Annotated in this window: 13 protein-coding genes; 12 read left to right on the top strand and 1 reads right to left on the bottom strand. The window is 40.0% G+C overall.

The features are described from left to right. Positions 1-450: 450 nt before the first annotated feature. The 8 genes from ACORHT_RS07270 to ACORHT_RS07235 all read left to right on the top strand — a co-directional run bounded on the left by ACORHT_RS07270 (position 451) and on the right by ACORHT_RS07235 (position 5,963). Complete coding sequence (locus ACORHT_RS07270; protein WP_434350831.1) at positions 451-804, top strand: GNAT family N-acetyltransferase; 354 nt, start codon at positions 451-453, stop codon at positions 802-804. 81 nt (positions 805-885) lie between these two features. Beyond that, positions 886-2,286: a bifunctional Cof-type HAD-IIB family hydrolase/peptidylprolyl isomerase gene (locus tag ACORHT_RS07265; protein WP_434349876.1), complete on the top strand. Its 1,401-nt coding sequence runs from the start codon at positions 886-888 to the stop codon at positions 2,284-2,286. 1 nt (position 2,287) lies between these two features. After that, positions 2,288-2,650, top strand: coding sequence for a S1 RNA-binding domain-containing protein (locus ACORHT_RS07260; protein ID WP_049543381.1), 363 nt, complete (start codon positions 2,288-2,290; stop codon positions 2,648-2,650). A 52-nt stretch (positions 2,651-2,702) separates the two neighbouring features. Continuing rightward, on the top strand, positions 2,703-3,452 hold the full coding sequence (locus ACORHT_RS07255; RefSeq protein WP_060806292.1) for a tRNA1(Val) (adenine(37)-N6)-methyltransferase: 750 nt from the start codon (positions 2,703-2,705) through the stop codon (positions 3,450-3,452). Beyond that, positions 3,442-3,729: a GIY-YIG nuclease family protein gene (locus ACORHT_RS07250; protein ID WP_000349614.1), complete on the top strand. Its 288-nt coding sequence runs from the start codon at positions 3,442-3,444 to the stop codon at positions 3,727-3,729. Before ACORHT_RS07255 ends, ACORHT_RS07250 begins: the two co-directional genes overlap by 11 nt. An 82-nt stretch (positions 3,730-3,811) precedes the next feature. Beyond that, on the top strand, positions 3,812-4,747 hold the full coding sequence (locus tag ACORHT_RS07245) for a manganese-dependent inorganic pyrophosphatase (RefSeq protein ID WP_060806291.1): 936 nt from the start codon (positions 3,812-3,814) through the stop codon (positions 4,745-4,747). Positions 4,748-4,810: 63 nt separating this feature from the next. Beyond that, positions 4,811-5,323 (top strand): YiiX/YebB-like N1pC/P60 family cysteine hydrolase, encoded by a 513-nt coding sequence (locus ACORHT_RS07240; protein WP_434349875.1) that lies wholly within the window; start codon positions 4,811-4,813, stop codon positions 5,321-5,323. Then, a complete protein-coding gene (locus tag ACORHT_RS07235) occupies positions 5,307-5,963 on the top strand; it encodes a DUF1803 domain-containing protein (RefSeq protein WP_434349874.1) in 657 nt (218 codons plus the stop codon). The genes ACORHT_RS07240 and ACORHT_RS07235 overlap by 17 nt, the downstream gene beginning before the upstream one ends. A gap of 27 nt (positions 5,964-5,990) precedes the next feature. On the opposite strand, the gene ACORHT_RS07230 is transcribed toward ACORHT_RS07235, so the two are convergent. Next, positions 5,991-7,436, bottom strand: a complete 1,446-nt coding sequence (locus tag ACORHT_RS07230) for a UDP-N-acetylmuramoyl-L-alanyl-D-glutamate--L-lysine ligase (protein ID WP_434349873.1) — start codon at positions 7,434-7,436, stop codon at positions 5,991-5,993. 105 nt (positions 7,437-7,541) lie between these two features. On the opposite strand from ACORHT_RS07230, the gene ACORHT_RS07225 reads away from it, so the two are divergent. From ACORHT_RS07225 to ACORHT_RS07210, 4 genes are all read left to right on the top strand, one after another. Beyond that, the gene (locus tag ACORHT_RS07225; RefSeq protein WP_434349872.1) at positions 7,542-9,164 is read left to right on the top strand and encodes a putative polysaccharide biosynthesis protein; all 1,623 of its coding nucleotides are present in this window, start codon (positions 7,542-7,544) and stop codon (positions 9,162-9,164) included. Positions 9,165-9,365: 201 nt separating this feature from the next. Continuing rightward, on the top strand, positions 9,366-11,324 hold the full coding sequence (locus tag ACORHT_RS07220) for a peptide ABC transporter substrate-binding protein (protein WP_434349871.1): 1,959 nt from the start codon (positions 9,366-9,368) through the stop codon (positions 11,322-11,324). A gap of 145 nt (positions 11,325-11,469) precedes the next feature. Then, the gene (locus ACORHT_RS07215) at positions 11,470-12,564 is read left to right on the top strand and encodes a cystathionine gamma-synthase (protein WP_434349870.1); all 1,095 of its coding nucleotides are present in this window, start codon (positions 11,470-11,472) and stop codon (positions 12,562-12,564) included. A gap of 4 nt (positions 12,565-12,568) precedes the next feature. Next, entirely contained in the window at positions 12,569-13,735 is a 1,167-nt protein-coding gene (locus ACORHT_RS07210; RefSeq protein ID WP_414321329.1) for a MalY/PatB family protein, read from the top strand. Positions 13,736-13,787 lie beyond the last annotated feature (52 nt).

Below are 13,787 nucleotides of genomic sequence, written 5' to 3'. Positions count from 1 at the left end.
ATAAGAAAGCGAATTAAGACCCGGTTGGGTCTTTTTTTTCAGGTTCGGTTGGACCTCTTTTTCAGACCCCGACGGGTCTTTTTTTCACGAGCTTTAAAATGAAAGAGCGAGTTTGGGTCCAGTGGCCCTCTTTTTCATGAACTTGAAATGAGAGAGCGAGTTGGGGTTCAGTGGCCCTCTTTTTCATGAGCTCGGAAATAAGAAAGCGAATTAAGACCCGGTTGGGTCTTTTTTCACGAGATAGTCTGACCTTGGCATGCTATAATGGTAATAGAAAGAGTAAAGGTGGGTAAGTCAAAGATGAATTGTACGATTAGAAATATGATTAAGTCTGATATTGAATCCTTATCTCATGGATTTATGAATCAAGGTTGGCCTGGTAGAGAGGAAATTTTGGCTAGATATTTTCTGGAATAGGAAAGTGGGGAGAGAGAAGTCTTAGTTGCAGAGATTGATGGTGCTGTAGCGGGCTACGTTACCATTTTGCCCTCTGCTAAACATGGTCCTTTTGCAGAAGTCTATCCAGAATTATCAGATTTTAATGTGTTTGAGCCTTTTCGAAATCAAGGGATTGGGAATCAACTGCTAGAAGAAGCAGAAAAACGAGTCAAGTTTGTTTCGAGTAAGGTCACTCTTGGTGTAGGTTTGCACTTAGGCTATGGCCCCGCCCAGAGATTGTATATCAGACGGGGCTACATTCCAGATGGGACAGGTGTCTGGTATCGAAATCAACCCTTGGAAATGAATGCAACTAGCCAAAATAATGATGATTTGGTTTTGTATCTAGTAAAGGAATTTGAATAAGAGACAAGGATTTTATTGGGGATGTGGGATTTCTCTACTTTATGGTATAATGGAAAGAGTTAGATTGAAAGAGGTAGCGAGATGGATGCAAAATTAAGATATAAGGCAAAAAAGATAAAGGTTATTTTTTTTGATATTGATGATACGTTGAGAAACTCAAAGACTGGTTTTATCCCCACCTCAATTTCAACTGTTTTTAAACAATTGCGTGAAAAAGGTATTTTGACTGGGATTGCGACTGGTCGTGGGATTTTCGGTGTCGTCCCAGAGATTAAAGCCCTCAAACCTGACTTTTTTGTTACTTTAAATGGTGCCTATATTGAGGATAAAAAAAGTAATGTTATTTACAGCAACAAAATTGCTAAAGATAAGGTTGAGGAATATATTGCTTGGACTAAGGAAGTGGGGATTGACTATGGTTTGGTTGCTAGTCACACAGCTAAATTATCTACTCGAACAGATATGATTAGTCAGGCCATTGATCCAATTTATCCTGATTTGGATGTTGATCCTGATTTTTATGAAAAAGAAGACATCTATCAGATGTGGACTTTTGAGGATCAGGGAGATGACCTGACTTTGCCTGAAAGTTTAGCATCGACTTTGCGTATGGTACGCTGGCATGAACTTTCGTCAGATGTGGTACCAATTTCAGGTTCAAAAGCAGCTGGTGTAGCAAAAGTCGTAGAGCATTTAGGCTACAAACCAGAGAACGTCATGGTCTTTGGGGATGGACTGAACGATTTGGAGCTCTTTGATTATGCAGGTATTAGTGTTGCTATGGGTATTTCTCATGACAAAATCAAAGAAAAAGCAGATTATATTACAAAAACATTAGAAGAAGATGGCATTTTTGATGCCTTAGAAAGATTTGGTATGGTAGAAAAAGAATTGCATTTCCCACAAGTAGACATTGAAACAGCGGAAGGTCCGATTGCGACTATTAAGACAAATCATGGAGATTTGCGTATTAAGCTTTTTCCTGAGCATGCACCAAAAACAGTTGCCAACTTTATTGCTCTATCAAAAGATGGTTACTATGATGGTGTCATTTTCCACCGTATTATCAAGGACTTTATGATCCAAGGTGGAGACCCAACTGGAACTGGTATGGGTGGCGAGTCAATCTACGGCGAATCATTTGAGGATGAATTCTCAGAAGAACTTTACAATATCCGTGGTGCCCTTTCAATGGCCAATGCTGGTCCAAATACCAACGGTAGCCAGTTCTTTATCGTGCAAAATCAACACCTGCCTTATTCTAAGAAAGAAATTGCTCGTGGTGGTTGGCCAGAACCGATTGCGGAAATCTATGCCAACCAAGGTGGGACACCTCATCTAGACCGCCGTCACACGGTTTTTGGTCAGTTAGTTGACGAAGCTTCTTACGCTGTCTTGGATGCCATTGCTGCTGTTGAGACAGGAGCTATGGACAAGCCAGTTGAAGATGTTGTGATTGAAACAATTGAAATCGAGGACTAAGATGAAAATCGGTGATAAGCTTAAGGGGCGTATTACAGGGATTCAGCCCTACGGTGCCTTTGTTGAGCTAGAAACGGGTGATACGGGGCTGATTCACATTTCAGAGATTCGGACAGGCTTTATTGAAAATATCCAAGAAGCCTTGAAAGTCGATGAAGAGGTTCAAGTTCAAGTAGTGGATTTAGATGAATTTACAGGGAAAGCTAGTCTATCTATTCGCACTTTGGAGGAAGAAAAACACCAGTTTCCGAGACGGAGACGCTTTTCAAGCGACCGTTTTAACTACGGCTTTGCGCCTCTCAAAAGAATGATGCCAATTTGGACCAAGGAAGCTCTTCAACATTTGAAGAAGCAGAAGAATTAGTTAGAAATCTATATTCTTTGTAATGTTAATATAAATTTGCTATAATAGGACCATGGAAGAAGAACAATTATTAAAATCAGGGGAGCGTATTAACCAGCTCTTTTCGACAGATATCAAAATCATTCAAAATAGAGAGGTTTTTAGCTATTCGGTGGATAGTGTTCTCTTGTCACGTTTTCCACGTTTTCCTAAAAAGGGCTTGATAGTGGATTTTTGCGCTGGAAATGGAGCAGTGGGGCTATTTGCTAGCACTCGTACTCAAGCACAGATATTGGCTGTTGAGATTCAGGAGCGTTTGGCGGATATGGCTGAACGCTCTGTCCGTTTGAATGGTTTGGAAGAGCAGATGCAGGTCATCTGTGATGATTTGAAAAATATGCCTGCTCACATTCAGGGGAGTAAGGTGGATATGATTTTGTGTAATCCGCCCTATTTCAAGGTGGATCCTCATTCAAACCTGAACGAGAGCGAACATTATCTCTTGGCGCGCCATGAAATCACGACCAATTTGCAGGAAATCTGTCGTAGTGCCCAGAGTATTCTCAAATCTAATGGGCGTTTGGCCATGGTTCATCGTCCTGATCGACTTCTGGATATTTTAGATACGTTACAACGGCATAATCTAGCGCCTAAGCGCCTGCAATTTGTCTATCCAAAAAAGGAAAAGGAAGCTAATATGCTTTTGATTGAGGCTATCAAGGATGGCTCGACAAGCGGCTTTAAGGTTTTACCACCTCTCATTGTTCACAATGATGATGGCTCTTATACGCCTGAACTTGAAGAGATTTATTATGGATCATAAGGCTTATATGTATGTGCTGGAGTGCCGTGACGGATCCTACTATACAGGCTATACGACTGATGTGAGAAGACGCCTCGCTGTTCACAATAGTGGGAAGGGAGCCAAATACACACGAGCACGCTTGCCAGTCAAACTTATCTATGCTCAAGGTTTTGCCAGTAAGGAAGAAGCCATGTCAGCAGAAGCCCTTCTCAAGCGTAAGAAGAGGTCACAGAAGGAAGAATTTTTATCTGAAAATCAAGATAGAAATTTACTCAGTTATTTTGAAGAATCGTGAGGAGTCCTTTGACTCCTCTTACTTTTGTCAAAAAGCGAAAAAAATGCTACAATAAAGAGAATAAACAAAATGAGGTATTATCATGTCTAAGATTCTAGTATTTGGTCACCAAAATCCAGACTCAGATGCCATCGGGTCATCTGTAGCCTTTGCCTACCTTGCAAAAGAAGCTTATGGTTTGGATACGGAAGCTGTTGCTCTTGGAACTCCAAATGAAGAAACAGCCTTTGTCTTGAACTATTTTGGTGTGGAAGCACCGCGTGTTATCACTTCTGCTAAAGCAGAAGGCGCAGAGCAAGTTATCCTGACTGACCACAATGAATTCCAACAATCTGTATCAGATATCGCTGAAGTAGAAGTTTATGGTGTTGTGGACCATCACCGTGTGGCTAACTTTGAAACTGCAAGCCCACTCTACATGCGTTTGGAGCCAGTTGGATCAGCGTCTTCAATCGTTTACCGTATGTTCAAAGAACATGGTGTAGCTGTGCCTAAAGAGCTTGCTGGTTTGATGCTTTCAGGTTTGATTTCAGATACTCTTCTTTTGAAATCACCAACAACACACCCAACAGATAAAGTCATTGCTCCTGAATTGGCTGAATTAGCTGGTGTAAACTTGGAAGAATATGGTTTGGCTATGTTGAAAGCTGGTACCAACTTGGCTAGCAAATCTGCTGACGAATTGATTGACATCGATGCTAAGACTTTTGAATTGAACGGAAATAATGTCCGTGTTGCCCAAGTAAACACAGTGGACATCGCTGAAGTATTGGAACGCCAAGCAGAAATTGAAGCTGCAATGCAAGCTGCTAACACAGCAAATGGCTACTCTGACTTTGTCTTGATGATTACAGATATCGTCAACTCAAACTCAGAAATCCTAGCACTTGGTGCTAATATGGGCAAGGTTGAAGCAGCCTTCAACTTCAAACTTGAAAATAACCATGCCTTCCTTGCTGGTGCCGTTTCACGTAAGAAACAAGTGGTACCTCAATTGACTGAAAGCTTTAATGCTTAATCATAGATGGGAAAGCTCATCGTTAAAAAGGAGTTTCGGCTCCTTTTTTGCTAGGAGAGAAGTATGTTAGAGAATGGTGATTTGATTTTTGTAAAAGATGATTCGGATATAGGACAGGCCATCCAGGAATCTACTGGAAACTATAGTCATGTGGCCATCTTTTTAGACGAGAAGGTCTATCATTCTAGTGGGAAAACTGGTGTTGTTTGTCAAAAACTAACAGAATTTCTTGAATCTGAATGTCTTTACGATATCTATAGCTATCCAAAGATAGATATTCAAAAGGTAAAGAAAAGAGCAGTTCAGCATCTGGGAGCTCCTTATAATTTTTCTTTTTATCCTGATGGAGATGGTTTCTATTGTTCCCAATATATCGCAGACATTCTACCGATTTTTGAAACCATTCCTATGAAATTTGGTGATGAGGAGCAGGAAATCAGTGATTTCTGGAGAGGGTATTATAAAGAACTAGGATTAAGTGTACCTCTGAATCAGCCTGGCACTAACCCTAGTCAATTAACAACATCTCTACTTTTAGTTTGTAAAGAAAGGAATCTTCATGATTCAGATTTTTAATCCATCTCGCTTGACGCGACAACCATTCTTTAGAGATTTGGTAGACTATCTTGATCAGCATGATGATGTTATCCTCCGTGAAATCAAGGCTCAGTTTTCAGAGGTCGCAGTTGACAAGCTCTTGGAGGAATACATTAAAGCGGGTTTGATTTTGAGAGAAAACAAACGCTATTATCTCAATCTTCCCTTTCTAGAATTTACAGAATCTCTTGAACTAGACCAGGAAGTATTTATGAGAGATGATAGTCAAATCTATCAAGAAATCTTAGAGAAACATTTTCAGACCGAATTGCGCAATCTAACAAATGTAGCTATCCTAGAAGAGCACACCGATTTTGCAAGGGAAAAGATGACCTTGTCTAATTACTTTTACAAGGTCAAACACCAGTATCCGCTGACAAATGAACAGCAGAGACTGTATGAAATTTTAGGGGATGTCAATCCTGAGTATGCCCTCAAGTATATGACAACCTTTTTGCTAAAATTTCTCAAAAAAGATCAACTCATGCAGAAACGACGTGATATCTTTGTTGATAGTTTAGTCTTATTAGGCTACATCGTTCAAAATGAAGATGGGAAATATGAGTTGGCTGTAGAATTTGATAAAGAACGATTCATCTTTATAAAAAAAGAAGGCTAGGAAAATTCCTAGCCTTCTTTAAATATACTATAGATAACGTTCGGCAACAGCAGCATCACCTGGATAGTCTTCTTTCTTACCTTGGATAATTTGGTAGCAGTCAGCTCCTTTACCAGCGATAATGACAGCATCCAGTTCTTGATCTGTAACAGACATCGCAGCCTTGATAGCTTGCTCGCGGTCAGCAATCTTTTCAACAGGATGATGGATGTAGCTACTGATTTCATCTGCAATGGCCATCGGATCTTCGTAGTTTGGATCATCAGCCGTTAGAAAGACTTGGATTTCAGGATGTTGATTGAGGAGAAGTCCAAAGTCCTTACGACGGCTTTCTCCCTTGTTTCCAGTTGAGCCGAGTACTAGAGCAATTTTTCCAGTCTGGTGTGTTTCAACAACTGAGATTAGTTTTTTAAGACTGTCACCATTGTGGGCGTAGTCAATGAAAACTTTTGCGCCATTTTTCTGAGTGAGGACTTCCATGCGGCCAGGGACACGAGTTGTCGCGATCCCTTTTTTAATGTCTTTCAGACTAGCACCTAAACGAAGGCAGGCAAGTCCGGCTGCGACTGCATTTTCTTGGTTGAAATGTCCAATCAACTGGATATCATAGTCTCCTGCTAATTTACCAGTAGCTGAGAAGCTAAAGGCTTTGGAGTTTTCGATTTGGTTATTTGACTGGCTACCGTAGAAGTCATGCTCTTGGTTCTCAACTTGTTCTTTTAGAACAGAGAAGTGGTCCATATCACTATTAATGACAACTGCTCGGCTATTTTTCATCAAGAGACGCTTGTGGTAGAAGTAGTCTTCAAAGTTAGGATGCTCAATTGGACCAATATGGTCAGGGCTGATGTTGAGGAACACACCTACATCGAAGGTTAGACCGTAGACTCGCTTGACCAAGTAGGCTTGACTGGATACTTCCATGATGAGGTGGGTTCTACCATTATCAACAGCCTGGGCCATCATGTCAAAAAGGTCGATACTTTCAGGAGTTGTCAGAGCAGACTTGAAGAAAGTTTTACCGTCCAAGGTAGTGTTCATGGTTGATAACATAGCTGGACGATGTTGCTGATTTAAGATATTGTAGGCAAAGTAAGCAGCTGTTGTTTTTCCCTTGGTTCCTGTAAAGGCTAGAATTTTAAGATTATCCTGCGGGTTGCCATAAAATTCCATGGCAATCAAACTCATAGCCTTCTTAATATCGCTTACAATAATAACAGGAATATCTACTTCATAGTCCTGCTCAGCTACATACCAACTAAGACCTTGCGAAATCGCTGAAAGAAGGAATTCTTTCTTAAAAGCAGCTCCTTTCACGAAGAAGAGAGAATTTTCTTGAGCTTTTCGACTGTCATAGCAGATTGTGTCAAAAACGACATTACTGTAGTTATAGCAGTAATGTCCTTGGTTGATAATCTCACGGAAGAGACCATCCTTCTTTAAAATATCTAATATAGTTTCAATCTTTATCATACTTTCTATTGTAAACCGAAAGTCTGAATTTTACAAGTAACAAGGAAAAGTTTATAATGGAAGATAAGGAACATTTCCTAGTTATTAAAATTGAATGAGGAAGTTATGTCTAACGAAAACAATCATCAGCAGGCCCAGATGTTACGAGGGACTGCTTGGCTTACAGCTAGTAACTTTATCAGTCGCCTGCTTGGAGCCATTTACATCATTCCCTGGTATATCTGGATGGGGACTTATGCTGCTAAAGCTAATGGTCTCTTTACTATGGGTTACAATATCTATGCTTGGTTCTTGTTGATTTCGACAGCAGGTATTCCTGTTGCAGTCGCAAAGCAAGTTGCTAAGTATAATACAATGCATGAGGAAGAACATAGTTTTGCCCTGATTCGGAGTTTCCTAGGCTTTATGACAGGACTTGGTGTGGTCTTTGCTTTAATTCTGTATCTCTTTGCTCCGTGGTTAGCGGATCTTTCGGGTGTTGGTAAGGAGCTCATCCCCATTATGCAGAGTCTAGCTTGGGCTGTCTTGATTTTCCCGTCCATGAGTGTGATTCGTGGATTCTTCCAAGGGATGAATAATCTCAAGCCTTACGCTATGAGCCAAATCGCTGAACAGGTTATTCGTGTTATTTGGATGCTCTTAGCAACCTTTATCATCATGAAGCTCGGTTCAAAAGATTATCTATCAGCAGTTACTCAGTCTACCTTTGCGGCCTTTGTGGGAATGGTAGCTAGTTTTGCAGTCTTGATCTATTTCCTTTACAAAGAAGGAATGCTTCAAAAAGTTTTTGAAACCCGAGATAAGATTGATAGTAAAGGTCTCTTGATTGATACCATTAAGGAAGCTATTCCTTTTATCTTGACTGGTTCGGCTATTCAGCTCTTCCAAATCTTGGACCAGATGACCTTTATCAATAGCATGAAGTGGTTTACCAACTATAGTAATGAAGACTTAGTTGTCATGTTTTCTTATTTCTCTGCCAATCCTAATAAAATCACTATGATTTTGATTTCGGTGGGAGTTTCTATTGGTAGCGTTGGTCTGCCTCTCTTGACGGAAAACTATGTCAAGGGGGATTTGCAGGCAGCTGCTCGTTTGGTGCAAGATAGTATCACCATGCTCTTCTTATTCTTACTTCCAGCAACTGTTGGAGTAGTCATGGTTGGTGAACCTCTCTATACAGTCTTTTACGGTAAGCCAGATGGCTTAGCTATGGGCTTATTTATCTTTGCGGTCTTGCAATCAACAATTCTAGGCTTGTACATGGTCTTGTCACCAATGCTTCAGGCTATGTTCCGTAACCGCAAGGCAGTCTTGTATTTTATTTATGGCTCAATTGCTAAGATTGTTTTACAATTACCATCGATAGCGATTTTCCATAGTTATGGTCCTCTCATTTCAACGACTATCGGTCTTATCATCCCGAATGTCTTGATGTATCGTGATATCTGTCAGGTTACAGGTGCTCGTCGTAAGCTTATCTTGAAGAGAACAATTCTAGTCACTATTTTGACACTAGTTATGTTTATCCTCGTAGGATTCTTACAATGGATGATAGGATTTGTCTTCCAACCAACTGGACGTTTCTGGAGTTTCCTATATGTCGCCTTAATTGGTACAATCGGTGGCGGGCTTTACGGAGTTATGTGTCTCTATACTCGTCTATTGGATAAGGTTATTGGACAGGAAAAAGCAAATCAGTTACGAGCACGATTAAAATTATCATAAAAATTTATAAATAAAATGAATAATTTGAACTTTTCTATCCGAAAAAGTTTAAATTGTTCATTTTTTTATTTAAAAAATAGGATAAAATATAAAATTAGTAGAAAAAAATCTATAATTTGGTAAAAATTAGATAAAATTGCTTGACTAAAAAAAACAATAGCTGTATAATGATACAAATATTTAAATTTGGAGGTTCTGAATATGAAAAAGTCTAAGGCAAAATACCTGACGTTAGCAGGCGTCGTCTTAACTGCTGGTTTGCTCTTGGGAGCTTGTGGTAACTCAACTAGCTCTTCTAAAGTCTACAACTATGTATATCCAAGCGATCCTTCGAGTCTGAACTATCTCTTAGAAAATCGTGCAACTACTGGTGATGTTGCTACAAACTTAGTGGATGGTTTGATGGAAAACGACCAGTATGGGAATTATATTCCTTCATTGGCAGAAGATTGGACTGTATCTCAAGATGGTTTGACATATACTTATAAACTTCGTAAGGATGCTAAATGGTATACAGCTGAAGGTGAAGAGTATGCTCCAGTTACAGCACAAGATTTTGTGACAGGTTTGAAATATGCGGCTGATAAAAAATCTGAAGCTCTTTATCTCGTTCAAGACTCTGTTGCAGGCTTGGATGATTATATCAACGGAAAAACAACAGACTTTTCAACAGTTGGTGTGAAGGCTATTGATGACCAAACTGTCCAATATACCTTGACTCACCCAGAACCTTACTGGAACTCAAAAACAACTGCAACCATTCTTTTCCCAGTCAATGCTGATTTCTTGAACTCAAAAGGGGATGACTTTGGTAAAGTGGCTCCAGCAAATCTTTTGTACAACGGTCCATTTATTCTCAAATCATTTACCTCTAAATCTGTCATTGAATACAAGAAAAATCCAAACTATTGGGATGCTAAAAATGTATTCGTAGACGAAGTGAAGTTAACCTACTATGATGGAAGTGACCAAGATGCCTTGGCACGTAACTTCATGGAAGGGGTTTACAGTTACGCCCGACTCTATCCGAATAGTTCGAGCTTCGAAGGGATTAAGGAAAAGAACAAAGATAATATTATCTACAGCATGCAAAATGCCACTTCTTTCTACTTTAACTTTAACCTAGATAGACAATCTTATAACCATACTTCAAAAACAAGTGATGCGGAAAAGACAGCTCAACAGGAAGCAGTCTTGAATAAATCTTTCCGTCAAGCCATTAACTTTGCCTATGACCGTACTGCTTATGGTGCCCAATCTCAAGGGGAAGATGGAGCAACTAAGATCGTCAGAAACTTGCTTGTCCCACCGACATTCGTTACTCTTGAAGGGAAAGATTTTGGTGATGTCGTAGCTTCTAAGATGGTCAATTACGGTCAAGTATGGCAAAATATGAACTTTGCGGATGCCCAAGATGCTTACTACAATGCCGATAAGGCAAAAGAAGTCTTTGCTCAAGCCAAGAAAGAATTGGAAGCCAAAGGTGTTCAATTCCCAATTCACCTGGATTTACCGGTTGACCAAACCTATAAGAAGGGTGTGTTAGAGGCAAGTTCTTTCAAACAATCGATTGAATCTGTCCTTGGTGCAGAAAATGTGGTCATTGATATTCAAATGTTGACTACTGAGGAAATGGATAGTATTGGTTATCTAGCGAATACAGCTGCTCAAAAGGACTATGACCTCTACAACGGTGGTTGGGGCCCTGACTATCAAGATCCATCAACCTACCTTGATACCCTTAGCTTAACAAGTGGTGGCTCACTACAAAACCTCGGTTTGGAACCAGGAGAAACCAATGCCAAAGCAACTGCTGTTGGTTTGGATGTCTACACTAAGATGTTAGCAGAAGCCAATGCTGAACAAGATTTGACAAAACGTTATGACAAATATGCAGAAGCTCAAGCTTGGTTGGTGGATAGCTCTCTTGCAATTCCAAACGTATCTCAAGGTGGAATACCTACATTGAGAAAAACAGTTCCATTCTCTGCTGCCTTCTCTCAAGCTGGTAACAAGGGTGTTGAATCATACAAATACGTTAAGTTGCAAGATAAGGTTGTCACGACGGCTGAGTATGAAGAAGCTAGACAAAAATGGCTGAAAGAAAAAGAAGAATCTAATAAAAAAGCCCAAGAAGAATTGGCAAAACACGTTAAATAATCAGTCTATTCAACAGGAAAAACGATAGTTTCTCAGGAAGCTATCGTTTTTGTATAGTTTGAAACTATAACTAGCTCTTGAAAACAAGAAAACGAAGGATCCCAAATAAGTGGTACAATAGTTACTATAGATTTGGAGGTAAAGTATGAGCAAATCATTTCACATCAACACAATTTTAGCACAAGCAGGTATCAAGTCAGATAAAGCGACAGGTGCTTTGGTAACACCAATTCACTTTTCAACGACTTATCAGCATCCACAATTTGGTCAATCAACTGGATTTGACTATACACGCACTAAAAACCCAACTCGTAGCAAGGCAGAGGGAGTTTTGGCAGCAATTGAATCAGCCAAGTATGCTTTGGCGACTAGTTCAGGTATGTCTGCGATTGTGTTAGCCTTTAGCGTTTTTCCAGTAGGAAGCAAGGTTTTGGCTGTCCGTGACCTTTACGGTGGTTCTTTCCGCTGGTTCAATCAAGTGGAGCAGGAAGGACGATTCCACTTTACCTATGCCAACACAGAAGAAGAGCTAATTGCCGAGCTAGAAAAGGATGTGGATGTACTCTATATCGAAACACCAACCAACCCTTTGATGTTGGAATTTGATATTGAAAAATTGTCAAAATTAGCTCATGCTAAGGGGGCTAAAGTTGTCGTCGACAATACCTTCTATAGCCCGATTTACCAACGTCCAATTGAAGATGGAGCAGATATTGTCCTTCATTCAGCAACCAAATACCTTGCAGGACATAATGATGTCTTGGCTGGTGTAGTTGTGACAGATAATGCTGATTTGTACGAAAAACTCTTTTACAATCTCAACACGACAGGGGCTGTCTTGTCACCATTTGATAGTTATCAATTGATTCGTGGTCTTAAAACATTGTCACTTCGTATGGAGCGCTCAACAGCTAATGCTCAAGAAATCGTAGCCTTTTTGGAACAATCACCTGCAGTCAAAGAAGTCTTGTATACAGGTCGTGGAGGAATGATTTCCTTTAAAGTGGCGGATGAAAAACGAATCCCTCATATCTTGAATACCTTAAAAGTATTCTCTTTTGCTGAAAGTTTGGGTGGTGTAGAAAGTCTAATTACATACCCAACCACTCAAACCCATGCAGACATTCCTGCAGAGGTCCGTCATTCTTATGGATTAACAGATGACCTTTTGCGCTTGTCTATTGGTATTGAGGATGCTAGAGATTTGATAGAAGATTTGCGTCAAGCTTTGGAAGGATAAGACTATGGGAAAATATGATTTTACGACCTTGCCCAATCGTTTTGGACATCATACTTATAAATGGAAAGAAGCAGAGACTGACCGTCAAGTATTGCCGGCCTGGATTGCTGATATGGACTTTGAAGTCTTACCTGAGATCCGTCAGACAGTCCATGATTATGCAGAGCAATTAGTCTATGGATATACCTATGCTAGTGATGGTTTGATTGAAGCAGTTCAAGACTGGGAGAAAAAACACCATGGTTATGGCTTTGATAAGGATGCTCTAGTCTTTATCGAAGGTGTAGTACCAGCCATTTCAACAGCCATTCAAGCCTTTACCAAAGAGGGTGAAGCAGTCCTCATTAACACACCTGTATATCCACCTTTTGCTCGTAGTATCAAACTCAATCACCGCAAACTGGTTAATAACTCTCTTGTGGAGAAAAATGGTCTTTTTGAGATTGACTTTGACCAACTAGAGAAAGACCTAGTTGAAAATGAGGTTAAACTTTATGTTCTTTGTAATCCTCATAATCCTGGTGGACGCGTTTGGGAGAAAGAAGTCTTGGAGAAGATTGGACAACTGTGTCAAAAACATGGAGTCTTGCTGGTATCTGATGAAATTCACCAAGATTTAGCTCTATTTGGAAACAAACATCAGTCATTCAACACGGTAAATGAAGATTTTAAAGAATTTTCACTGATTTTAAGTAGTGCAACTAAGACCTTTAACATTGCTGGAACGAAAAATTCTTACGCCATTATCGAAAATCCCAAGTTGAGACTTGCTTTCCAGAAGCGCCAGCTTGCGAATAATCAACATGAAATCTCAGGTTTGGGATATTTGGCAACAGAAGCCGCCTATCGCTATGGTGAAGATTGGTTGACAGAACTCAAAGAACTAATTGAGAAACACATCAATTATGTAGTGGATGTATTTGGCAAAGAAACTAAAATCAAGGTCATGAAACCTCAAGGGACCTATCTCATTTGGCTTGATTTTTCAGCCTATGATATTAGCGATGAAGAGCTAAGAAGGCTCTTAAGAGACGAGGCCAAGGTAATCCTGAACAGAGGCTTGGACTTTGGTGAAGAAGGAGCCCTCCACGCTCGCTTAAATGTGGCCATGCCTACATCCGTCTTGGAAGAGGTTTGCCAACGAATCATCTCAACTTTCGCTAAACTTTAAGAAGCTAGCCTTCTAGGGGAAAAGTACCCTGGAAGGCTATTTTCATGAGAAG

This window comes from Streptococcus sp. KHUD_014 (genome assembly GCF_051106275.1).
Lineage (GTDB): Bacteria > Bacillota > Bacilli > Lactobacillales > Streptococcaceae > Streptococcus.
The sequence above is the reverse complement of the archived record's forward strand: the minus strand, read 5'-3'. Positions and strand labels throughout refer to the sequence as shown.

What these genes read in the sequence shown, in the direction of transcription:
- ACORHT_RS07265 (WP_434349876.1), top strand. Translation starts at nt 886, where the DNA reads ATGGATGCAAAATTAAGATATAAGGCAAAAAAGATAAAGGTTATTTTT.
- ACORHT_RS07260 (WP_049543381.1), top strand. Translation starts at nt 2,288, where the DNA reads ATGAAAATCGGTGATAAGCTTAAGGGGCGTATTACAGGGATTCAGCCC.
- ACORHT_RS07255 (WP_060806292.1), top strand. Translation starts at nt 2,703, where the DNA reads ATGGAAGAAGAACAATTATTAAAATCAGGGGAGCGTATTAACCAGCTC.
- ACORHT_RS07250 (WP_000349614.1), top strand. Translation starts at nt 3,442, where the DNA reads ATGGATCATAAGGCTTATATGTATGTGCTGGAGTGCCGTGACGGATCC.
- ACORHT_RS07245 (WP_060806291.1), top strand. Translation starts at nt 3,812, where the DNA reads ATGTCTAAGATTCTAGTATTTGGTCACCAAAATCCAGACTCAGATGCC.
- ACORHT_RS07240 (WP_434349875.1), top strand. Translation starts at nt 4,811, where the DNA reads ATGTTAGAGAATGGTGATTTGATTTTTGTAAAAGATGATTCGGATATA.
- ACORHT_RS07235 (WP_434349874.1), top strand. Translation starts at nt 5,307, where the DNA reads ATGATTCAGATTTTTAATCCATCTCGCTTGACGCGACAACCATTCTTT.
- ACORHT_RS07230 (WP_434349873.1), bottom strand. Translation starts at nt 7,436, where the DNA reads ATGATAAAGATTGAAACTATATTAGATATTTTAAAGAAGGATGGTCTC.
- ACORHT_RS07225 (WP_434349872.1), top strand. Translation starts at nt 7,542, where the DNA reads ATGTCTAACGAAAACAATCATCAGCAGGCCCAGATGTTACGAGGGACT.
- ACORHT_RS07220 (WP_434349871.1), top strand. Translation starts at nt 9,366, where the DNA reads ATGAAAAAGTCTAAGGCAAAATACCTGACGTTAGCAGGCGTCGTCTTA.
- ACORHT_RS07215 (WP_434349870.1), top strand. Translation starts at nt 11,470, where the DNA reads ATGAGCAAATCATTTCACATCAACACAATTTTAGCACAAGCAGGTATC.
- ACORHT_RS07210 (WP_414321329.1), top strand. Translation starts at nt 12,569, where the DNA reads ATGGGAAAATATGATTTTACGACCTTGCCCAATCGTTTTGGACATCAT.